Consider the following 21,474-nt stretch of genomic DNA (forward strand, 5'->3'; position numbering starts at 1 on the left):
GCGCCGCCCGGCGCGTCACCCGTGCTCGGCCAGCCTGAGCGCCAGGACCAGGACCGCTGACACCAGCGTGAGCAGGACCCAGGCCGCCACCCACGGCCGGCGTCCGCCCAGCAGATGCCGGACCGCGCCGGTGATCTCGACACCGGCGCCGATCAGCCCCGGTACGCCGATGACCGTCGCAGTCCAGTAGGCCCAGGGGTGCTCGCCGAGGAACCTCAGCAGCAGGACGGCCGGGAGCAGGAGCACCGCCGGCCAGGTGTCGGCGCTCGAAGGCCTGCGCTGTGTGTCCTGCACTGCCGGCGTGTTCATGTGTCCCCCGTTGACGCGATCAAGGTCTGGCGTCCCGAAGGACGCCGGACCTTGATCGCGGGTTGCCCCGCCGCGCACCGCCGGGGCCCGGATCCGAGCCCCACCGGCGGAGCCGTCGTGACAGCGGCCGGCGGGAAGTTCGGCAACTGTCCCCACTCCCACCCGGCGTCCGCGGTGTCAGAGCCTGGCTATAGGTTGCGATCTCACCGTCTGTACAAGGAGCGCCACGCGCATGTCCATACCGCCGCAACCACCATCGTCCCCGGAGCCGTACCCACAGCCAGGGCCGTACGGGCAGCCGGGGCCGTACGGGCAGCCGGGGCAACCTGGACCGTACGGACAGCCCGGGCAACCCGGTCCGTACGGCGGCCCGCAGGGCTGGTACGCCGCGCCGCCGCAGAAAACGAACACACCGGCCGTCGTGGCGTTCGTCATGTCGATCGTCTGCGCGCTGCCGCTGGTCCCGCTGATCCTCGGCATCATCGCCCTCTCCCAGATCCGCAAGCGCGGCGAGAAGGGCAAGGGCTTCGCCATCGCCGCCATCGCCATCCACGCCGTGACCATCGCGTTCTACGCACTCGTGGTGATCCTCGGAGTCTCCGGAGCGTTCGACGACGGTCCCGAGCCGCGCCGCGACACCAGTGGCCAGGTCACCAGCCCGGGCTCCAGCGACGTGCAGGACATCCGCGAGGGAGACTGCTTCACCACGGAGGACGATCTGGCGGAGTACGGCGACGCGGACGGCGGCCAGGCCGCCTTCTCGGTACGCATCGTGCCCTGCGACCAGCCTCACGAGGGCGAGGCGTACGCCGTCTTCCAGCTGGAGGACGGGCCGTACCCGGGTACCGAGAAGGTCATCTCGATCGCCGAGGAGAAGTGCGCCGGCACGCCGCTCACCGACTACGTGGGCGAGGCCGCGAAGCTCCCGGAGACGCTGGAGGTGTACTACTACCACCCGCAGTCCGCCGGCTGGACCCTCGGCGACCGCGAGGTCACCTGCTTTCTGGGCGACACCAGCGGCTCGAGCACCGGCTCGGTCCGCGCCGGCGCCGGCGGTTCCTGAGCCGGGGCCGGGCCGCAGGCCACGGACCGAGAGGTCATGGCACGGCACACGCCGGGATGCGAGATGCGCACCGTGCGACGGCCCGGACGCCGGGGCATCCCGTCGGTCAGTCCTCGTCGTCCGCCGTCCGCTCGCCCTCGGCCTGGGACGGGGTCGTCCTGGAGACGTCGGGGTGCTGTTCCTCGGTCGATTCGAGGTCCTCGCCCTCGGCCTGCGAGGGAGTGGTGTACTCGGGGTACTGGTACTGGTCGATCATGATGGCTCTCCCTTGACCCTCCAGCCCTCCCCTTGGTCGAGCGTAGTCCTTTTGCTGCGGCCCGGCCCGCGCGCTCGGACATGCCGAAGGCCCGGTGTCTCCCCCGAGGAGACACCGGGCCTTCGGCATGATCGCGCCCGCCGGCTACCGGACGAACACGCTCGCCTGCCCCGCCAGATCCAGGAAGTACTGCGGCGCCACACCGAGCACCAGCGTGACCGCGACACCCACCGCGATCGTCGTCGACGTGAGCAGCGACGGCACGGCGACCGTCGGGCCCTCGGGCTTCGGCTCGCTGAAGAACATCAGCACGATGACCCGGATGTAGAAGAACGCGGCGATCGCGGACGAGATCACACCGACCACGACCAGCGCGCCCGCGCCGCTCTCCGCCGCCGCCTTGAAGACGGCGAACTTCCCGGAGAAGCCCGACGTCAGCGGAATGCCGGCGAAGGCGAGCAGGAACACCGCGAAGACCGCCGCCACCAGCGGCGAACGCCGCCCGAGCCCCGCCCACTTGGACAGGTGCGTGGCCTCGCCGCCCGCGTCCCGTACGAGCGTGACGACCGCGAACGCGCCGATCGTCACGAACGAGTACGCGCCCAGGTAGAAGAGCACGGAGGAGACGCCGTCGGGCGTGACCGCGATGACACCGGCGAGGATGAACCCGGCGTGCGCGATCGACGAGTACGCCAGCAGCCGCTTGATGTCGGTCTGGGTGATCGCGACGATCGCGCCGCCCAGCATGGTGACGATCGCGACCGCCCACATGACCGGCTGCCAGTCCCAGCGCAGCCCCGGCAGCACCACGTACAGCAGCCGCAGGAGCGCGCCGAACGCCGCGACCTTCGTGGCCGCCGCCATGAAGCCGGTGACCGGGGTCGGCGCGCCCTGGTAGACGTCGGGTGTCCACATGTGGAACGGGACCGCGCCGACCTTGAAGAGCAGCCCCATCAGGATGAGCGCGCCGCCGATGAGCAGCAGTGCGTCGTTGCCCATCGTGGAGGCCAGCGCGGGGTCGATGGTCTGGATGCTGCCGTCGACGACGTCGGCGATCCTCGCGTACGAAACGGAGCCGGCGTACCCGTACAGCAGCGCGATCCCGAAGAGCAGGAAAGCCGACGAGAACGCTCCGAGCAGGAAGTACTTCACCGCGGCCTCCTGCGACATGAGCCGCTTGCGGCGGGCCAGGGCGCAGAGGAGGTACAGCGGCAGCGAGAAGACCTCGAGTGCGATGAAGAGCGTCAGCAGGTCGTTCGCCGCGGGGAAGACGAGCATCCCCGAGATGGCGAAGAGCGCCAGCGGGAACACCTCGGTGGTGGTGAACCCGGCCTTGACCGCGGCCTTTTCGCTCTCGCTGCCCGGTACGGACGCCGCCTGCGCGGCGAACGAGTCGACGCGCTTGCCGTGCGCCACCGGGTCGAGCCGCCGCTCGGCGAAGGTGAAGATCGCTACCAGCGAGGCCAGCAGGATGGTGCCCTGCAGGAACAGCGCGGGACCGTCGACCGCGATGGCGCCCATCGCCGCGATGTGCGCCTTGGTGGTGCCGTACCCGCCGGCGGCGAGCCCGACCACCGCGGCGAACGCGGCGGCCAGCGCGACGACGGTGACGAACACCTGTGCGTAGTAACGGCCCTTGCGCGGGACGAGCGCCTCGACCAGCACACCGATGACCGCCGCGCCGACCACGATGAGCGTGGGGGCGAGCTGTGCGTACTCGATGTGCGGGGCCGGGATCTTGTCCAGCGGCTCGGCTGCCGTTGTCCACAGGCTGTGGACAGCTGTCGTGCTCACTTGGCCGCCTCCACCTCGGGCTGGGGGTCCTTCTTCTGTACGTCCGACATGGTGTGCTCCACGGCCGGATTGACGATCTCCGTCAGCGGCTTCGGGTAGACGCCGAGGAAGATCAGCAACGCGATCAGCGGGGTGACCACCAGCAGTTCACGCAGGCGCAGATCCGGCAGGGTCCGCACCTCCTCCTTCACCGGGCCCGTCATCGTCCGCTGGTAGAGCACCAGCGTGTAGAGCGCGGCGAGCACGATGCCGAAGGTGGCGATGATGCCGACCACGGGATAGCGGGCGAACGTGCCCACCAGGACCAGGAACTCACTGACGAAGGGCGCGAGCCCCGGCAGCGACAGGGTCGCCAGACCGCCGATGAGGAAGGTGCCGGCGAGGACCGGGGCGACCTTCTGCACACCGCCGTAGTCGGCGATGAGCCGCGAGCCGCGCCGCGAGATCAGGAAGCCGGCCACCAGCATCAGCGCGGCCGTCGAGATCCCGTGGTTGACCATGTACAGCGTCGCGCCGGACTGGCCCTGGCTGGTCATCGCGAAGATGCCCATGATGATGAAGCCGAAGTGCGAGATCGACGCGTACGCGATCAGGCGCTTGATGTCCCGCTGACCCACCGCGAGCAGCGCCCCGTACACGATGCTGATCAGCGCCAGCACCATGATCACCGGTGTCGCCCACTCCGACGCCTCCGGGAACAGCCCAAGGCAGAAGCGGAGCATCGCGAAGGTGCCGACCTTGTCGACCACCGCCGTGATCAGTACGGCGACCGGGGAGGTCGCCTCACCCATGGCGTTCGGCAGCCAGGTGTGCAGCGGCCACAGCGGCGCCTTGACGGCGAAGGCGAAGAAGAAGCCGAGGAACAGCAGCCGCTCGGTGTTCGTCGCCATGTCGAGCTGCCCGTTGGCGCGGGCCTCGGCGATCTCCGTCAGCGAGAAGTTCCCGGCGACGACGTAGAGACCGATGACCGCGGCCAGCATGATCAGTCCGCCGGCCAGGTTGTAGAGCAGGAACTTCACCGCGGCGTACGAGCGTTGCGTCGCCGCGTTCTCGTCGCTGCCCGCGTGGGCGCGGTCCCCGAAGCCGCCGATGAGGAAGTACATCGGGATGAGCATGGCTTCGAAGAGGATGTAGAAGAGGAAGACGTCGGTGGCCTCGAAGGAGAGGATCACCATCGCCTCGACCGACAGGATCAGGGCGAAGAAGCCCTGCGTCGGCCGCCAGCGCTTGGACTGCCCCGCGACACTGTCACTGTCGGACACTTCCAGGGGGTCGGCGTCGTGCCAGCCGGCCAGGATGATGAAGGGGATCAGTACGGCGGTCAGCGCGATCAGCGCCACCGCGATTCCGTCCACGCCCAGCTCGTACCGCACACCGAAGTCCGCGATCCAGGCGTGGGATTCGGTGAGCTGATAGCGGTCGCCGGCGGGGTCGAACCTTACGGCCACGACCGCCGCCAGTACGAGCGTGCCGAGCGAGACGAGCAGCGCCAGCCACTTGGCGGCGGCGCGGCGGCCGGCCGGGACGGCGGCCGTGGCGATCGCGCCGATCGCCGGTAGTGCCGCCGTCGCCGTCAGGAGGGGAAAACCAGCGTTTGCCACTTGCGACATCGTGGTCACACCGCCCTCATCAGCAGGGTCGCGGCGATCAGCACCGCCGTACCTCCGAACATCGAGACCGCATAGGTGCGGGCGTAGCCGTTCTGCAGCTTGCGGAGGCGGCCGGAGAGACCGCCGAACGACGCCGCCGTGCCGTTGACGACTCCGTCGACCAGGGTGTGGTCCACGTACACGAGCGACCGGGTGAGGTGCTCGCCGCCGCGGACCAGGACGATGTGGTTGAAGTCGTCCTGGAGGAGATCGCGGCGTGCGGCCCGGGTGAGGAGCGAGCCGCGCGGGGCGACCACCGGGACCGGACGGCGCCCGTACTGGACGTAGGCGAGCGCGACGCCGATCACCATCACCGCGACCGTGGACGCGGTCACCGCGCCCGCGCTGATCGGCGGGTGCCCGTGCTCGAACTCGGTGACCGGCTTCAGCCAGTTCACGAACGATTCGTGGAAGGAGAACAGCCCGCCCGCGAAGACCGACCCGAAGGCGAGCACGATCATCGGCAGGGTCATCGTCCTCGGGGACTCGTGCGGATGCGGCAGATCACCCTTCTCGTCGGGCTGCCAGCGCTTCTCTCCGAAGAAGGTCATCAGCATCACGCGCGTCATGTAGAACGCGGTGATCGCGGCGCCCAGCAGGGCGACTCCACCGAGGATCCAGCCCTCCGTGCCGCCCTTGGCGAAGGCCGCCTCGATGATCTTGTCCTTGGAGAAGAAGCCCGACAGGCCCGGGAAACCGATGATCGCGAGATAGCCCAGGCCGAAGGTGACGAAGGTGATCGGCATGTACGTCCGAAGGCCGCCGTACCTCCTCATGTCCACCTCGTCGTTCATGCCGTGCATGACCGAACCGGCGCCGAGGAAGAGCCCGGCCTTGAAGAAGCCGTGCGTCACGAGGTGCATGATCGCGAAGGCGTAGCCGATGGGGCCGAGGCCCGCGGCCAGGATCATGTACCCGATCTGCGACATCGTCGAACCGGCCAGCGCCTTCTTGATGTCGTCCTTCGCGCAACCGACGATCGCACCGAAGAGGAGCGTGACCGCACCGACGACGGTGACGACGAGCTGCGCGTCCGGCGCCCCGTTGAAGATCGCTCCGGAGCGGACGATCAGATAGACACCCGCGGTCACCATCGTGGCCGCGTGGATCAGGGCCGAGACCGGGGTCGGGCCCTCCATCGCGTCCCCGAGCCAGGACTGCAGCGGCACCTGCGCGGACTTGCCGCACGCGGCGAGCAGGAGCAGGAGCCCGATGACCGTCAGCGTGCCCTCCGAGACCTGACCGGTGGACCCGAGCACCGGGCCGAAGGTGAAGGTCCCGAAGGTCGTGAACATGACCATGATGGCGATCGAGAGGCCCATGTCGCCGACCCTGTTGACCAGGAAGGCCTTCTTCGCCGCCGTCGCGGCGCTGGGCTTGTGCTGCCAGAAGCCGATGAGCAGGTACGAGGCGAGCCCGACGCCTTCCCACCCGACGTACAGCAGCAGGTAGTTGTCGGCGAGGACCAGCAGGAGCATCGCCGCGAGGAACAGGTTGAGGTAACCGAAGAAGCGGCGGCGGCGCTCGTCGTGCTCCATGTACCCGATCGAGTACAGGTGGATGAGCGAGCCGACGCCGGTGATGAGCAGGACGAAGGTCATCGACAGCTGGTCGAGCTGGAAGGCCACGTCCGCCTGGAAGCCCTCGACCGGGATCCAGCTGAACAGATGCTGGTACAGGGTCCGGTCGTCGCCGGGCCTGCCCAGCATGTCGGCGAAGAGCACGACACCGATGACGAAGGAGGCGGCGGCGAGCAGTGTGCCGATCCAGTGGCCCGTACGGTCGAGCCGGCGCCCTCCGCACAGCAGCAGCGCCGCTCCGAGCAGGGGCGCCGCGACCAGCAGCGCAATCAGGTTCTCCACGTTTCAGCCCCTCACAGCTTCATCAGGCTGGCGTCGTCGACCGAGGCCGAGTGGCGGGAACGGAACAGCGACACGATGATCGCGAGCCCGACCACGACCTCCGCGGCGGCGACGACCATCGTGAAGAACGCGATGATCTGGCCGTCGAGGTTGCCGTGCATCCGGGAGAAGGCGACGAACGCGAGGTTGCAGGCGTTGAGCATGAGCTCGACGCACATGAAGACCACGATCGCGTTCCGCCTGATCAGCACGCCGGCTGCGCCGATGGTGAACAACAGGGCGGCGAGGTAGAGATAGTTGACGGGATTCACCGCTTGGCCTCCTGTCCGTCGCGCTCGCCGTCCCGGTCGTGCTCGGTCCGGTCGTGTCCCTTCCGCCCGGGCTCGTCGCGGTCCCGGCCGAGACGCTCCTCCGATCGCCGCTCCAGCGCCTTGAGGTCGTTCAGCGCCTCGCTCGACACATCGCGGATCTGACCGCGGGCGCGCAGCGTCTTGTTGACGGTGAGCTCGGACGGGGTGCCGTCCGGGAGCAGACCCGCGATGTCCACCGCGTTGTGCCGGGCGTAGACACCGGGCGCGGGCAGCGGCGGCAGGTGCTTGCCCTCGCGCACGCGCTGCTCGGCCAGCTCCCGCTGGGTCCTGGCGCGCTCGGTGCGCTCGCGGTGGGTGAGCACCATGGCGCCGACGGCCGCCGAGATCAGCAGGGCGCCGGTGATTTCGAAGGCGAAGACGTACTTGGTGAACAGCAGGGCGGCGATGCCCTCGACATTGCCGCCCGCGTTCGCCTGACCGAGGCCGACGAAGGAGCTCGGGGTCAGCGCGGCGTTGCCGATGCCGGCGATCAGCAGGACGCCGAAGCCGAGTCCGCACAGTGCGGCCCACCAGCGCTGGCCCTTGATCGTCTCCTTGAGGGAGTCCGCGGCCGTGACGCCGACGAGCATGACGACGAAGAGGAACAGCATCATGATCGCGCCGGTGTAGACGACGATCTGGACGACGCCCAGGAAGTACGCCCCGTTGGCGAGGTAGAAGACCGCGAGGATGATCATGGTTCCCGCGAGGCACAGCGCGCTGTGCACGGCCTTCTTCATCAGGACGGTGCACAGCGCACCGATGACGGCGACGCTGCCCAGGATCCAGAACTGGACGGCCTCTCCGGTCGAAGTGGCCGCGGCGAGCATGGCGCTCATGCGTCGGCCTCCTCGTCCCGGGCCGCGCCCGAAGGGCTTGCCGAGGGATGCAGTTCGCCCTTGGAGGCGGCGACCTGGGGCTCCGTACCGGGCGCCGCCTCGGTGACCAGGCCCCGGTAGTAGTCCTGCTCGTCCATGCCGGGGTAGATCGCGTGCGGCGAGTCGACCATGCCCTGCTCGAGCCCGGCGAGCAGCTGCTCCTTGGTGTAGATCAGGTTCTCTCGGGAGCTGTCGGCGAGCTCGAACTCGTTGGTCATCGTGAGCGCGCGGGTCGGGCAGGCCTCGATGCAGAGACCGCACAGAATGCAGCGGGCGTAGTTGATCTGGTACACCCGCCCGTACCGCTCGCCCGGCGAGTAGCGCTCCTCGTCCGTGTTGTCCGCGCCCTCCACATAGATGGCGTCCGCGGGACAGGCCCAGGCGCACAGCTCGCAGCCGATGCACTTCTCCAGCCCGTCCGGGTGCCGGTTGAGCTGGTGCCGGCCGTGGAAGCGCGGCGCCGTCGTCTTCTGCTGCTCCGGGTACTGCTCGGTCAACCGCTTCTTGAACATGGCCTTGAAGGTCACGCCGAAGCCGGCGACCGGGTTCTGGAACGCGCTCTCGGATTCCTCGGATCGCTCAGACACCGTCAGCCTCCTTTCCGTCACGAGGTCCGTCACTGTCGGTATTCGTGCCACCACTGACGATCAACTCGCGGTCGCGGCGCGGCCGCCTGCGCGGCACCAGCGGCAATTCCTGCCCCGGCAGAGGCGGTACCGGGAATCCACCCGCCATCGGGTCGAACTCCCGGGGCGCGGCCGCCTTCTCCGCCTCTTCGGCCCGCTCCTGCTTGCCGCGGAGCATGTCGACCACGAACGACAGCAGCAGTACGGCGAGGACGGCCCCGCCGACGTACAGCACGATCTGCGAGAAGTCCTGGCCCTCGTTGCGCAGCGCCCGCACTGTCGCCACGAGCATCAGCCAGACGACCGAGACCGGGATGAGGACCTTCCAGCCGAGCTTCATCAGCTGGTCGTAGCGGACGCGCGGCAGCGTGCCGCGCAGCCAGATGAAGAAGAACAGCAGCAGCTGCACCTTGAGGACGAACCAGAGCATCGGCCACCAGCCGTGGTTCGCGCCCTCCCAGAAGGTGCTGATCGGGTACGGGGCCCGCCAGCCGCCGAGGAAGAGCGTGACCGAGACCGCCGAGACGGTGACCATGTTCACGTACTCGGCGAGCATGAACAGCGCGAACTTGATGGACGAGTACTCGGTGTTGAAGCCGCCGACCAGGTCGCCCTCGGACTCCGGCATGTCGAACGGGGCCCGGTTCGTCTCGCCGACCATCGTCACGATGTAGATCAGGAACGACACCGGGAGCAGCAGGATGTACCAGCGGTCCGCCTGCGCCTCCACGATCGCCGAGGTCGACATCGATCCCGAGTAGAGGAAGACCGAGGCGAAGGCGGCGCCCATGGCGATCTCGTACGAGATCATCTGCGCGCAGGAGCGCAGTCCGCCGAGCAGCGGGTACGTCGAGCCGGACGACCAGCCCGCCAGCACGATGCCGTAGATACCGACCGAGGCGACCGCGAGGATGTAGAGCATCGCGATCGGCAGGTCGGTGAGCTGCATCGTCGTCCGCTGGCCGAAGATCGAGATCTCGTTGCCCGCGGGGCCGAAGGGGATCACGGCGATCGCCATGAAGGCCGGGATCGCGGCGACGATCGGCGCGAGGACGTAGACCACCTTGTCCGCGCGCTTGACGATCACGTCCTCCTTGAGCATCAGCTTGACGCCGTCCGCGAGGGACTGGAGGAGGCCCCAGGGGCCGTGCCGGTTGGGGCCGATGCGCAGCTGCATCCACGCGACGACCTTGCGCTCCCAGACGATGGAGAACAGCACGGTCAGCATCAGGAAGGCGAAGCAGAAGACCGCCTTGACGACGACGAGCCACCAGGGGTCCCGCCCGAAGAGCGAAAGGTCCTCGGCGGCGAGCAGGGTCGGTTCGAGGAGTGCCGTGTTCATGCCTCCACCTCCGTGGGAGCCGCGGGGGCCGTGTCGATGTGCGCCTCCGCCGCGGCGGCCGCCGGGCCGATGCGGACCAGTTCGCCGGGGCGGACGCCCGTGTCGCTCAGCACGCCGCCGCCCGTCGAGTTGAGCGGGAGCCAGACCACCCGGTCGGGCATCTCGGTCACCTGCAGCGGGAGGTGCACGGAGCCGGCGGATCCGGTGACGGCGAGGACATCGCCGTCCTTGACTCCGGTCTCGGCCGCAGTGGCGGCGGAGAGCCGGGCGACCGCGGCGTGCCGGGTTCCGGCCAGCGCCTCGTCGCCCTGCTGGAGCAGTCCCTGGTCGAGCAGCATCCGATGGCCCGCGAGGACCGCCTCGCCCTCGCCGGGGCGGGGCAGCGGCCGGGCGGCCTCGGTGGGCTCGCCCGCCCTCGGCCCTGCCCAGGCGCCGAGCCGGTCCATCTCCCGCCGCACGGACCGCAGATCCGGCAGCGCGAGGTGGACGTCCAGGGCGTCGGCGAGCATGTGCAGCACCCGCGCATCGGCAGGCGCCGACGGGCGGGTCATCTGGTCGGGCTTCAGCGCGGCCTCGAAGAGACGTGCCCTGCCTTCCCAGTTGAGGAAGGTGCCGGGCTTCTCGGCGACGGCCGCGACCGGGAAGACCACGTCGGCCCGTTCGGTGACCTCGGTCGGGCGCAGCTCCAGGGAGACCAGGAAGCCGACCGCGTCGAGCGCCTCGCGTGCGCGTGCGGGGTCGGGCAGGTCGGCGACCTCGACGCCCGCGACGACCAGGGCACCCAGCTCGCCGGTGGCCGCGGCCTCGACGATCTGGCCGGTGTCACGGCCGTAACGGTGCGGGAGTTCCCGTACGCCCCAGGCCGCCGCGGTCTCCTCGCGGGCCCGCGGGTCGGTGGCGGGGCGGCCGCAGGGCAGCAGCGACGGGACTGCGCCCGCCTCGACCGCGCCGCGCTCGCCAGCCCGGCGCGGGATCCACACCAGCCGGGCGCCGGTCGCGGTCGCCGCCCGTACCGCCGCCGTCAGGGCGCCCGGCACTGCGGCGAGCCGCTCGCCGACGACGATCACGGCCCCCTCGGCGCGCAGCGCCTCGGCGGCCGTGGCGCCGTCCCCGTCGAGCCCGGTGCCGGAGGCCAGGGCGCTCAGCCACTCGGTCTCGGTGCCGGGTGCGGCGGGCAGCAGGACACCCGCTGCCTTCCTCAGACCGCGCGTGGCGTGCGTGGCGAGGGCGAAGGTCCGCTGGCCGTGCTTGAGTGCGGCCTTGCGCAGCCGCAGGAAGACGCCGGGTGCCTCTTCCTCGGACTCGAAGCCCGCGAGCAGCACCGCCGGTGCGGCCTCCAGCGAGGTGTACGTGACGCCCGCCCCGTCCAGGTCCCTTCCGCGTCCCGCGACCGCCGAGGCCAGGAAGTCGGCCTCCTCGGAGGAGTGCACGCGCGCCCGGAAGTCGACGTCGTTGGTGTCGAGGGCGACCCGGGCGAACTTGGCGTACGCGTACGCGTCCTCGACCGTGAGCCGCCCGCCGGTCAGCACCGCCGCCCGGCCGCGCGCCGCCGCGAGCCCGGCGGCCGCGGCCTCCAGGGCCTCCGGCCAGCTCGCCGGCTCCAGCTCACCGCTCTCCTTGTTGCGGACGAGGGGGGTGGTGAGCCGGTCGCGCTGCTGGCCGTAGCGGAAGGCGAACCGCCCCTTGTCGCAGATCCACTCCTCGTTCACCTCGGGGTCGTTGGCGGCGAGCCGCCTCATGACCTTGCCGCGCCGATGGTCGGTGCGGGTCGCGCAGCCGCCCGCGCAGTGCTCGCAGACGGACGGCGACGAGACGAGGTCGAAGGGACGGGCGCGGAATCGGTACGCCGCCGAGGTCAGCGCGCCCACCGGGCAGATCTGGATGGTGTTCCCGGAGAAGTACGACGCGAAGGGGTCGCCCTCACCCGTGCCGACCTGCTCCAGCGCGCCCCGTTCCAGCAGCTCGATCATCGGGTCGCCGGCGATCTGGTTGGAGAAGCGGGTGCAGCGCGCGCACAGCACGCACCGTTCGCGGTCGAGCAGGATCTGGCTGGAGATGTTGATCGGCTTCTCGTACGTCCGCTTCCGCCCTTCGAAGCGGGAGTCGGCCTGGCCGTGCGAGACGGCCTGGTTCTGCAGGGGGCACTCGCCGCCCTTGTCGCAGACCGGGCAGTCGAGGGGGTGGTTGATGAGCAGCAGCTCCATCACGCCCTGCTGCGCCTTCTCGGCGACGGGCGAGGTGAGCTGCGACCTGACGACCATGCCGTCGGTGCAGGTGATGGTGCACGACGCCATCGGCTTGCGCTGGCCCTCGACCTCGACGATGCACTGGCGGCAGGCGCCGACGGGGTCGAGGAGTGGGTGGTCGCAGAACCGGGGGATCTCGATGCCGAGCAGTTCGGCGGCGCGAATGACCAGGGTGCCCTTGGGCACGGAGATCTCGATGCCGTCGATGGTCAGGGAGACCAGGTCCTCGGGCGGGACCGCGGCCTCGCCGCTCCCGGAGGGAGCGCCCGTCGTCACAGTCATGCGTTCACCTCCATGTTGTCGTCGTGCCGGTTCGCCCACGCGGTGGACGCGGCCGGGTCGAAGGGGCAGCCCTTGCCACGGATGTGCTGCTCGTACTCGTCGCGGAAGTACGTGAGCGACGAGAAGATCGGCGAGGCGGCGCCGTCGCCGAGCGCGCAGAACGACTTGCCGTTGATGTTGTCGGCGATGTCGTTCAGCTTGTCGAGGTCCTCCATGGCGCCGTTGCCCGCCTCGATGTTGCGCAGCAACTGGACGAGCCAGTAGGTGCCTTCGCGGCAGGGCGTGCACTTGCCGCAGGACTCGTGGGCGTAGAACTCGGTCCAGCGTGTGACGGCCCGTACGACACAGGTCGTCTCGTCGAAGCACTGCAGCGCCTTGGTGCCGAGCATCGAACCGGCGGCGCCCACACCCTCGTAGTCCAGCGGGACGTCGAGGTGTTCGTCGGTGAACATCGGGGTGGACGAGCCGCCCGGGGTCCAGAACTTGAGCCGGTGGCCGGGGCGCATGCCGCCGCTCATGTCGAGCAGCTGGCGCAGGGTGATGCCGAGGGGCGCCTCGTACTGGCCGGGGTTCGCGACATGACCGCTGAGGGAGTAGAGCGTGAAGCCCGGGGACTTCTCGCTGCCCATCGAACGGAACCAGTCCTTGCCCCTGTTGAGGATCGCGGGAACGGACGCGATGGACTCGACGTTGTTCACCACAGTGGGGCACGCGTACAGACCGGCGACCGCGGGGAAGGGGGGACGCAGCCGGGGCTGGCCGCGCCGTCCTTCCAGCGAGTCCAGCAGTGCGGTCTCCTCACCGCAGATGTACGCGCCCGCGCCCGCGTGCACGGTGACGTCGAGGTCGAGTCCGCTGCCGAGGATGTCCGTGCCGAGATAGCCGGCCTCGTACGCCTCACGCACGGCCTCGTGCAGCCTGCGCAGCACGGGCACGACCTCGCCGCGCACATAGATGAAGGCGTGGTTGGACCGGATCGCGTAGCAGGCGATCACGATCCCCTCGATGAGGGAGTGCGGGTTGGCGAAGAGGAGCGGGATGTCCTTGCAGGTCCCGGGCTCCGACTCGTCGGCGTTGACCACGAGGTAGTGCGGCTTGCCGTCTCCCTGAGGAATGAACTGCCACTTCATTCCGGTGGGGAAGCCGGCGCCGCCGCGGCCGCGCAGTCCTGAGTCCTTGACGTACGCGATCAGGTCGTCCGGGGCCATCGCCAGGGCCTTGCGCAGGCCCTGGTAGCCCTCGTGGCGCCGGTACGTCTCCAGCGTCCAGGACTCGGGCTCGTCCCAGAAGGCCGACAGGACGGGGACGAGCAGCTTCTCCGGGCTGGTCTCGCCCCCGGCCTCCGGCTGGGAGGGGCCCTCATAGCTGGTGGACACCGTCATCACTCCCCCTCCTCGGATGCGGCGTCGCGCGGTTCGTCGTGGGCCACCGCGCCGCGCGGGTGGACGACGCGTGGGTGGGGCGGCTCGCCCTTGGCGAGCCGGAGGCCGATCAGGGAGGCCGGGCCCGCGCCGCCGCTCGCCTCGACGGCGCCGGGGCGCTGGTCGGGGAAGCCGGCCAGCATGCGGGCGGTCTCCTTGAACGAGCACAGGGGGGCCCCGCGGGTGGGTTCGACGGTCCGACCGGTCCGCAGGTCGTCGACGAGCTGCCGCGCCGACTCGGGCGTCTGGTTGTCGAAGAACTCCCAGTTGACCATCACGACGGGCGCGAAGTCGCAGGCCGCGTTGCACTCGATGTGCTCGAGGGTGACCTTGCCGTCGTCGGTGGTCTCGCCGTTGCCGACCCCGAGGTGCTCCTTGAGCTCGGCGAAGATGGCGTCGCCGCCCATCACCGCGCAGAGCGTGTTGGTGCAGACCCCCACCTGGTAGTCGCCGGAGGGCTTGCGCCGGTACATGGTGTAGAAGGTGGCGACGGCCGTCACCTCAGCCGTCGTCAGCCCCAGCATGTCCGCGCAGAACCGCATCCCGGTGCGGGAGACATGGCCCTCCTCGGACTGCACGAGGTGCAGCAGGGGCAGCAGTGCGGACCGGCTGTCCGGGTAGCGGCCGATGATGTCCTCGGCATCCGCCGCCAGCCGCTCGCGCACCTCCACCGGGTATTCGGGGGCGGGGAGCTGTGGCATCCCGAGCGATACGTCTGTCACCGGTCGACGCCTCCCATCACGGGGTCGATGGACGCGACGGCGACGATGACGTCGGCGACCTGGCCGCCCTCGCACATCGCCGCCATGGACTGCAGATTGGTGAAGGACGGGTCGCGGAAGTGGACCCGGTAGGGGCGGGTGCCGCCGTCGGAGACGACATGGACACCGAGCTCGCCCTTGGGCGACTCGACGGCCGCGTACGCCTGGCCGGCCGGGACCCGGAAGCCCTCCGTCACCAGCTTGAAGTGGTGGATCAGGGCCTCCATGGAGGTGCCCATGATCTTCTTGATGTGATCGAGGGAGTTGCCGAGTCCGTCGGGTCCGAGCGCGAGCTGCGCGGGCCAGGCGATCTTCTTGTCGGCGACCATGACCGGGCCGGGTGCCAGCCGGTCCAGGCACTGCTCGACGATCCGCAGCGACTGTCGCATCTCCTCGAGGCGGATGAGGAAGCGGCCGTAGGCGTCGCAGGTGTCGGCGGTCGGGACGTCGAAGTTGTACGTCTCGTAGCCGCAGTACGGGTCGGTCTTGCGCAGGTCGTGCGGGAGGCCGGTGGAACGCAGCACCGGTCCCGTCGCGCCGAGGGCCATGCAGCCGGACAGGTCGAGATACCCGACGTCCTGCATCCGGGCCTTGAAGATCGGGTTCCCGGTGGCGAGCTTGTCGTACTCGGGCAGGTTCTTCTTCATCTTCTTCACGAACTCGCGGATCTGGTCCACGGCGCCCGGGGGCAGGTCCTGGGCGAGGCCGCCGGGGCGGATGTACGCGTGGTTCATCCGCAGGCCGGTGATGAGTTCGTAGATGTCGAGAATGAGTTCACGATCACGGAATCCGTAGATCATGATCGTGGTGGCGCCGAGCTCCATGCCGCCGGTGGCGATGCACACCAGGTGCGAGGAGAGCCGGTTCAGCTCCATCAGCAGGACGCGGAGGACCGTCGCCCGGTCCGGGATCTGGTCCTCGATGCCGAGCAGCTTCTCGACCGCGAGGCAGTACGCCGTCTCGTTGAAGAACGGCGTGAGGTAGTCCATGCGCGTGACGAAGGTCGTGCCCTGCGTCCAGGTCCGGTACTCGAGGTTCTTCTCGATGCCGGTGTGCAGATAGCCGATGCCGCAGCGGGCCTCGGTGACGGTCTCGCCGTCGATCTCCAGGATGAGGCGGAGCACTCCATGGGTGGACGGGTGCTGCGGACCCATGTTGACGACGATGCGCTCGTCGTCGGCCTTGGCCGCGGACCGGGCGACCTCGTCCCAGTCGCCGCCGGTGACTGTATATACAGTCCCCTCGGTCGTCTCACGTGCCGTGGAAAGGGGCGTCCCGGAGGGACCCGATGAGGGGTGGTGGCCGGGAGACCGGTGGGCTGATGGGGTGGTCACGAGTACGACCTCCGCTGGTCCGGAGCCGGGATCTGGGCGCCCTTGTACTCGACGGGGATGCCGCCGAGGGGGTAGTCCTTGCGCTGAGGGAAGCCCTGCCAGTCGTCCGGCATCATGATCCGGGTGAGGGCGGGGTGGCCGTCGAAGATCAGGCCGAAGAAGTCGTAGGTCTCGCGCTCGTGCCAGTCGTTGGTCGGATAGACCTCGACCAGCGACGGGATGTGCGGGTCCGAGTCCGGGGCACTGACCTCCAGGCGGATCAGCCGGCCGTGGGTGATCGAGCGCAGGTGGTAGACGGCGTGCAGTTCCCGGCCCTTGTCGCCGAGGTAGTGGACGCCGCTCACGCCCGTACAGAGCTCGAAGCGCAGCGCCGGGTCGTCCCGCAGGGTCCTCGCGACGCGGACGAGGTGCTCGCGCGCGATGTGGAAGGTGAGCTCGTCGCGGTCGACGACGGTCTTCTCGATCGCGTTCTCCGGAACGAGGTCCTGCTCCTCCAGGGCACCCTCGAGCTCGTCGGCGACCTCGTCGAACCAGCCGCCGTACGGCCGGGTGGCCGCACCGGGCAGGCGTACGGAGCGGACGAGCCCGCCGTAGCCGGAGGTGTCGCCGCCCTTGTCGGCGCCGAACATCCCGCGCTGGACGCGGATCTCCTCACCGTGCTCACCGCGCTGCCCCGGCAGGTTCTGCGCGCTGAGCTCCTTCTCGGGGTTCGGCTGATCCGTCATCGCAGCAGCCCCTTCATCTCGATCGTCGGGAGCGCCTTGAGGGCCGCTTCCTCCGCCTCGCGGGCCGCTTCCTCCGCGTTCACGCCGAGCTTGGAGGTCTGGATCTTCTGGTGGAGCTTGAGGATCGCGTCCATCAGCATCTCCGGACGCGGGGGGCAGCCCGGCAAATAGATGTCAACAGGAACAATATGGTCGACGCCCTGCACAATCGCGTAATTATTGAACATTCCGCCCGAGGATGCGCAAACCCCCATGGAAATCACCCACTTGGGATTGGGCATCTGGTCATAGACCTGGCGCAGGACGGGCGCCATCTTCTGGCTCACCCGCCCGGCGACGATCATCAGATCGGCCTGCCGCGGGGAGCCGCGGAAGACCTCCATGCCGAAGCGGGCCAGGTCGTACCGCCCGGCGCCCGTCGTCATCATCTCGATGGCGCAGCAGGCGAGGCCGAAGGTGGCGGGGAAGACGGACGCCTTGCGCACCCAGCCCGCGGCCTGTTCGACAGTGGTCAGCAGAAAGCCGCTCGGAAGTTTCTCTTCGAGTCCCATTGGTGTGCTCCTCAGCCCCTCAGTCCCATTCCAGGCCGCCGCGCCGCCATACGTACGCGTAGGCGACGAAGACGGTGAGCACGAAGAGCAGCATCTCCACGAGCCCGAAGATCCCCAGGGCGTCGAAGGTGACGGCCCAGGGATAGAGGAAGACGATCTCGATATCGAAAATGATGAAGAGCATCGCCGTCAGGTAGTACTTGATGGGGAAGCGGCCGCCTCCGGCCGGATGCGGCGTCGGCTCGATGCCGCATTCGTACGCCTCGAGCTTCGCCCGGTTGTAGCGCTTCGGGCCGATAAGCGTGGCCATGACCACGGAGAAGATCGCAAAGCCTGCCCCTAGGGCGCCGAGCACGAGAATGGGCGCGTAGGCATTCACGCTCCTCGCTCCTTCCAGTCGTCCTTGACCGTTGGACCGCACCGGGCATCCGTCTCGCCGCCTCGCGAAGATCGTGCATATGTGAGGCAGTTCACAAGCCCGACTGCTCCGCATCCTATGCCTGCCGGTCTGTGATCTGCGACACGGGACGGAACAACGTCTTTGTGATCTCCACCACCTGACGAAGGATCATGAAGTCGGATGATCGGTGATCTTGCACGCGAAGCGCACGAGCGGCTACAAGAAGTGATTCACTGTCGCGTTACCGCTGGTCAGAGCGGTGCCGTCACTATCAGGGCAGGCACCCGCACGCAAATTCGCGAAGCACATAAGGGGGTGGTAGATGGTGCTGTCACTCGGCCGAGGGGCCTCCGGGACGGAGGTGGACACGCGCATCCCTTCACGAGCGCGGGCCGCCCTTCCTCGCGAGCGCGGGCCGCCCTTCCTCGCGAGCGCGGGCCGTCCTTCCTCACGAGCGCGGGCCGTCCTTCCTCGCGAGCGCGGGCCGCTCCCCGCCATCCGGCCGGGCCGCTCCTGACGGCCCCGGAGTCACCACCGGAAGAACGGTTCCGGAGCGCGGCCGACGGTGACCTTTCTGTGACCTGCACCACTCCCGGCCACACCCCGGAATTCGGGGCTTGGCCATCGGTGTGAAGGGGTGGTAAGCGACGGGCAATCCGGACCTTTTACCGATAGGCCGTGATCACAGCCCTGATCACCGATGACCGTTTTGCCCGTTACGGCGTCAATAAGGTTCCCAGGAAAGCGGATTGCCGGATTCCGGACGTAACTGTGGCGCAACACACGTTTCTTGAAGGGAACCGGTGGTCCTTGATAGCGGTTGTCCCATGTCCCACACCGCTCACATACGAAGCCACCGGAAGCCCCGCCCTCGCAGTGCCTCGACGCTCGCGCTCCGGGCCGGAGTTGCCGGTGGCGTCCTCAGCACCATCGCGGTGGCCGGTAGCGCCGGGCCGGCGAACGCCGAGCCGGTGACCGAGACCATCGAGATGCCCGCACTCACGCTCGAGTCCCCCTCGGTCGCGGCCGCCGTCGCCCTGTCCGCCGAGGCGACCCAGCAGTCCGCCCTCGACGCCCAGCTGCAGACGCAGGAGAACGCGGCCGCGGCGAAGGCCGCCACGGCCGCGAAGAAGGCCAAGGCCGAGGCCGTCCGCAAGGCCGAGGCCGAGAAGAAGGCCGAAGAGGCCGCCCGCGCCGCGGCCGAGGAGCGCGCCTCCCGCTCCTCCGAGCGCACGACCCTCTCCGCGTCCTCCCGGAGCACCTCGACCCCGTCCGGCTCCGTCGGGACCGTCATCTCCTTCCTCAAGGCCCAGCTCGGCGACGCGTACGTCATGGGCGCCACCGGCCCCAACGCCTGGGACTGCTCCAGCCTCGTCCAGGCCGCGTACCGGCAGGTCGGCGTCGACCTCCCCCGTGTCTCGCAGGACCAGTCGGTCGCCGGCACCCAGGTGTCCCTGAACAACCTCCAGGTCGGCGACATCCTCTACTGGGGCGGCGCCGGCTCCGCGTACCACACGGGTGTGTACATCGGAAACGGCCAGTACCTCGACGCCGCCAACCCCGGCAAGGGCGTCGTGATCCAGGACCTGTCGGGCTACCCGGCGAGCGGTGCGGTCCGGGTGCTCTGACACAGAACCGCACAGAGGCCACCGCCTCCCCGCCCGGGGGTGGTGGCCTCTGTGTATCCGCTCTGCGGTCGTCCGCCCGAAATCACCCTAGATCGAAGGTATTCGGCAGCCCGAGGCGGAAGCGGATCTCGTCGACCCGCTTGAGGGGTTCGAGCTCCGGGGGCCGATAGTGGCTCCAGGTGGCACACCGCTCGGCGGCCGAGCCGTCGATGTCGAGCAGGGCGTTGACGGCGTGCCGGGCCGCCTCGTTGGCCCCCTCCATCGAGGCCAGGTTCATCCCGGTGCGGACGTAGTCCCCGGCCAGGAAGAAGTTCGGCACCCGAGTCCCTGCCGACGGCCGGTCGTGCAGCGAACCGACCGGATGGATGAGGAGCTGCTCGCGGTTGGCGGGGTTCGGTCCGCCGAGCCCGGTGACGGCCGGGTCCATGAACCAGCCCAGGCGGTCCTCGTCTTTCAGAACGGGATCGCCCGCAGTGCCGACGGCCTCTGTCAGCTGGGCCCAGACCTCGGCGACGAACTCCTCCTTCGTGCACTGCTTTGCGGTCTTGCCGTAGAGAATGCCGGGCTTGTCCCACTCGGAGGCGATGACCGAGACACAGTCGGCGGCGCGCCCGTCCCCGTACTCGGCGGGGAAATCGTGCCCGTCCCAGAACTGCGCCTGCCCGACGGCGGTGACCGACCACGGCGAGTCCAGACAGTTCACGTGCCCGTGGACCATCGGGCTGGGGGTGCGCATGTAGAACTGCACCCCCACCATCCAGTCGGTCCGCAGCGCATCGCACCGCGCCAGCTGCGGATCGGCGGCCCGCAGCATGGGCCCCCAGGTGGGCCGGGCGTGCTCGACCGGCAGTGCGGAGACGTAGTGGTCGGCGGTGACGACCCGGCTGCCCGTGCCGTCCGGAGCGCTGACGCGTACGCCGGTGACCCTGCCGTTCCCGTACAGAACCTCCCGTACCTGGGTGGACGTGACGAACTCGATGCCCAGGGAGCGCAGATGGGCGGTCCACGGGTCGAGCCATGCCTCGTTCGTCGGGCCGTTGAGCACCCGGTCGATGTCTCCGTCATGGCCGAGACCCAGCAGCCCGAAGACGAGGAAGTTCTCCATGTAGACGCCGGCGACGGTGCGGGTCGACGACTCCTCCGCCCTGGTGGCGGTGAGATTGCGGCTCTGGCCGACGCCGAAGACCCTCTGGTAATCCTCGCTGAAGTCCTCGGCACGGATGAAGTCCCACCAGGGGACGCTCTCCCACTGCCGCTCGCGCCGGGCCTCGCAGCTGGTGAGGAAGACGAGCAGTCGGTTGACGAAGTAGCCGAGCTCGTACGCGGGCATGTTCGTGGCCAGCTGGAGTACGGACAGCAACTGGTCGCGGATCCAGTCCGGGGTGAGGTCCCGGGGCCTCGGCGGCGTGGTGACGCGCCGGAGCGGGAAGTGCAGATCGGCACGGCCGCCGGAGCGGGCGAACAGGGTCTCGGTGCCGGAGCGCAGATTGTCGTGGACGCCGTTCGCGTTCCCGGCGTACGGGATACGGCGCAGGGTGTCCGGCAGGTTCCGGTAGAAGCCGGGGATGAACCGGAAGCCGTGCTCGCCCGGGAGCGGCTTGCGGCCGCCGATTCCGGTGCCGGGGACGTCCATCGAGCGGGCCTTGCCGCCGAGGACGTCGTAGTACTCGTAGACGGTCACGGCGTAGCCGCGCTCGGCGAGTTCCTGGGCGGCGCTCAGGCCGGAGACACCTCCGCCGAGGACGGCGACGCGGCGGCCGGGGGCAGCGGCCCGCCCGGTGGCCGCCCGGGCACCGGGAGCAAGGGCGACGGCGCCCACCGCTCCCGCCGTCCCGGCGAGGAACGTCCTGCGGCTGTGCGCCCCGTGCGAGTCCGCGTGCGGGTCTGCGTGCGTGCCCCCGTCCGTCTCCGTCTCCCTGTGCATGCTTCCGTGCGTGCTCCCGTGCATGGCTGGAGCCCCCTTCCCCGACGCCTTGTCAGGAATACGTCAGGAAGGT

19 protein-coding genes are annotated in these 21,474 nt (G+C 69.4%); 2 read left to right on the plus strand and 17 right to left on the minus strand.

The window, feature by feature from the left end:
- Positions 1-15 precede the first annotated feature (15 nt).
- Complete coding sequence (locus ABT078_RS12535; protein ID WP_351226702.1) at positions 16-309, minus strand: hypothetical protein; 294 nt, start codon at positions 307-309, stop codon at positions 16-18.
- A 421-nt stretch (positions 310-730) separates the two neighbouring features.
- Between ABT078_RS12535 and ABT078_RS12540 the strand changes: the two genes are divergently transcribed.
- Positions 731-1,372 (plus strand): DUF4190 domain-containing protein, encoded by a 642-nt coding sequence (locus ABT078_RS12540; protein ID WP_351226704.1) that lies wholly within the window; start codon positions 731-733, stop codon positions 1,370-1,372.
- A 106-nt stretch (positions 1,373-1,478) separates the two neighbouring features.
- On the opposite strand, the gene ABT078_RS12545 is transcribed toward ABT078_RS12540, so the two are convergent.
- The 15 genes from ABT078_RS12545 to ABT078_RS12615 form a co-directional block, all read right to left on the minus strand.
- Positions 1,479-1,628 (minus strand): hypothetical protein, encoded by a 150-nt coding sequence (locus ABT078_RS12545; protein WP_351226706.1) that lies wholly within the window; start codon positions 1,626-1,628, stop codon positions 1,479-1,481.
- A gap of 144 nt (positions 1,629-1,772) precedes the next feature.
- The gene (gene nuoN / locus ABT078_RS12550) at positions 1,773-3,422 is read right to left on the minus strand and encodes an NADH-quinone oxidoreductase subunit NuoN (RefSeq protein WP_351226708.1); all 1,650 of its coding nucleotides are present in this window, start codon (positions 3,420-3,422) and stop codon (positions 1,773-1,775) included.
- Complete coding sequence (locus ABT078_RS12555) at positions 3,419-5,023, minus strand: NADH-quinone oxidoreductase subunit M (RefSeq protein WP_351226710.1); 1,605 nt, start codon at positions 5,021-5,023, stop codon at positions 3,419-3,421. The genes nuoN and ABT078_RS12555 overlap by 4 nt, the downstream gene beginning before the upstream one ends.
- A gap of 14 nt (positions 5,024-5,037) precedes the next feature.
- Entirely contained in the window at positions 5,038-6,933 is a 1,896-nt protein-coding gene (nuoL, locus tag ABT078_RS12560; protein ID WP_351226712.1) for an NADH-quinone oxidoreductase subunit L, read from the minus strand.
- An 11-nt stretch (positions 6,934-6,944) separates the two neighbouring features.
- Complete coding sequence (nuoK, locus tag ABT078_RS12565; protein ID WP_069927518.1) at positions 6,945-7,244, minus strand: NADH-quinone oxidoreductase subunit NuoK; 300 nt, start codon at positions 7,242-7,244, stop codon at positions 6,945-6,947.
- Positions 7,241-8,122, minus strand: coding sequence for an NADH-quinone oxidoreductase subunit J (locus ABT078_RS12570; RefSeq protein WP_351226715.1), 882 nt, complete (start codon positions 8,120-8,122; stop codon positions 7,241-7,243). Before ABT078_RS12570 ends, nuoK begins: the two co-directional genes overlap by 4 nt.
- Entirely contained in the window at positions 8,119-8,748 is a 630-nt protein-coding gene (gene nuoI, locus ABT078_RS12575) for an NADH-quinone oxidoreductase subunit NuoI (protein WP_351226717.1), read from the minus strand. The genes ABT078_RS12570 and nuoI overlap by 4 nt, the downstream gene beginning before the upstream one ends.
- Positions 8,741-10,129, minus strand: a complete 1,389-nt coding sequence (gene nuoH, locus ABT078_RS12580; RefSeq protein WP_351226719.1) for an NADH-quinone oxidoreductase subunit NuoH — start codon at positions 10,127-10,129, stop codon at positions 8,741-8,743. The genes nuoI and nuoH overlap by 8 nt, the downstream gene beginning before the upstream one ends.
- Entirely contained in the window at positions 10,126-12,657 is a 2,532-nt protein-coding gene (locus ABT078_RS12585) for an NADH-quinone oxidoreductase subunit G (RefSeq protein ID WP_351226721.1), read from the minus strand. Before ABT078_RS12585 ends, nuoH begins: the two co-directional genes overlap by 4 nt.
- Positions 12,654-14,039 carry an NADH-quinone oxidoreductase subunit NuoF gene (gene nuoF, locus ABT078_RS12590; protein WP_351226723.1) on the minus strand — a complete coding sequence of 462 codons (1,386 nt, stop codon included), beginning with the start codon at positions 14,037-14,039 and terminating at the stop codon, positions 12,654-12,656. Before nuoF ends, ABT078_RS12585 begins: the two co-directional genes overlap by 4 nt.
- On the minus strand, positions 14,039-14,779 hold the full coding sequence (nuoE, locus tag ABT078_RS12595) for an NADH-quinone oxidoreductase subunit NuoE (protein ID WP_351226819.1): 741 nt from the start codon (positions 14,777-14,779) through the stop codon (positions 14,039-14,041). Before nuoE ends, nuoF begins: the two co-directional genes overlap by 1 nt.
- A 17-nt stretch (positions 14,780-14,796) precedes the next feature.
- Positions 14,797-16,173, minus strand: a complete 1,377-nt coding sequence (locus ABT078_RS12600) for an NADH-quinone oxidoreductase subunit D (protein WP_351226725.1) — start codon at positions 16,171-16,173, stop codon at positions 14,797-14,799.
- Positions 16,170-16,898: an NADH-quinone oxidoreductase subunit C gene (locus tag ABT078_RS12605; protein ID WP_351226727.1), complete on the minus strand. Its 729-nt coding sequence runs from the start codon at positions 16,896-16,898 to the stop codon at positions 16,170-16,172. Before ABT078_RS12605 ends, ABT078_RS12600 begins: the two co-directional genes overlap by 4 nt.
- Entirely contained in the window at positions 16,895-17,449 is a 555-nt protein-coding gene (locus tag ABT078_RS12610) for a NuoB/complex I 20 kDa subunit family protein (protein WP_003998928.1), read from the minus strand. The genes ABT078_RS12605 and ABT078_RS12610 overlap by 4 nt, the downstream gene beginning before the upstream one ends.
- Positions 17,450-17,468: 19 nt before the next feature.
- Positions 17,469-17,828, minus strand: a complete 360-nt coding sequence (locus tag ABT078_RS12615) for an NADH-quinone oxidoreductase subunit A (RefSeq protein ID WP_351226729.1) — start codon at positions 17,826-17,828, stop codon at positions 17,469-17,471.
- A gap of 848 nt (positions 17,829-18,676) precedes the next feature.
- Here ABT078_RS12615 and ABT078_RS12620 point away from each other — a divergent pair.
- Entirely contained in the window at positions 18,677-19,477 is an 801-nt protein-coding gene (locus ABT078_RS12620; RefSeq protein ID WP_351226731.1) for a C40 family peptidase, read from the plus strand.
- A gap of 82 nt (positions 19,478-19,559) precedes the next feature.
- Here ABT078_RS12620 and ABT078_RS12625 read toward each other — a convergent pair whose 3' ends face one another.
- A complete protein-coding gene (locus ABT078_RS12625; protein WP_351226733.1) occupies positions 19,560-21,401 on the minus strand; it encodes a hydroxysqualene dehydroxylase in 1,842 nt (613 codons plus the stop codon).
- Between the last annotated feature and the right edge of the window lie 73 nt (positions 21,402-21,474).

It is taken from the genome of Streptomyces sp. NPDC002133 (assembly GCF_040296405.1).
In the GTDB taxonomy this organism is placed as follows: Bacteria; Actinomycetota; Actinomycetes; order Streptomycetales; family Streptomycetaceae; genus Streptomyces.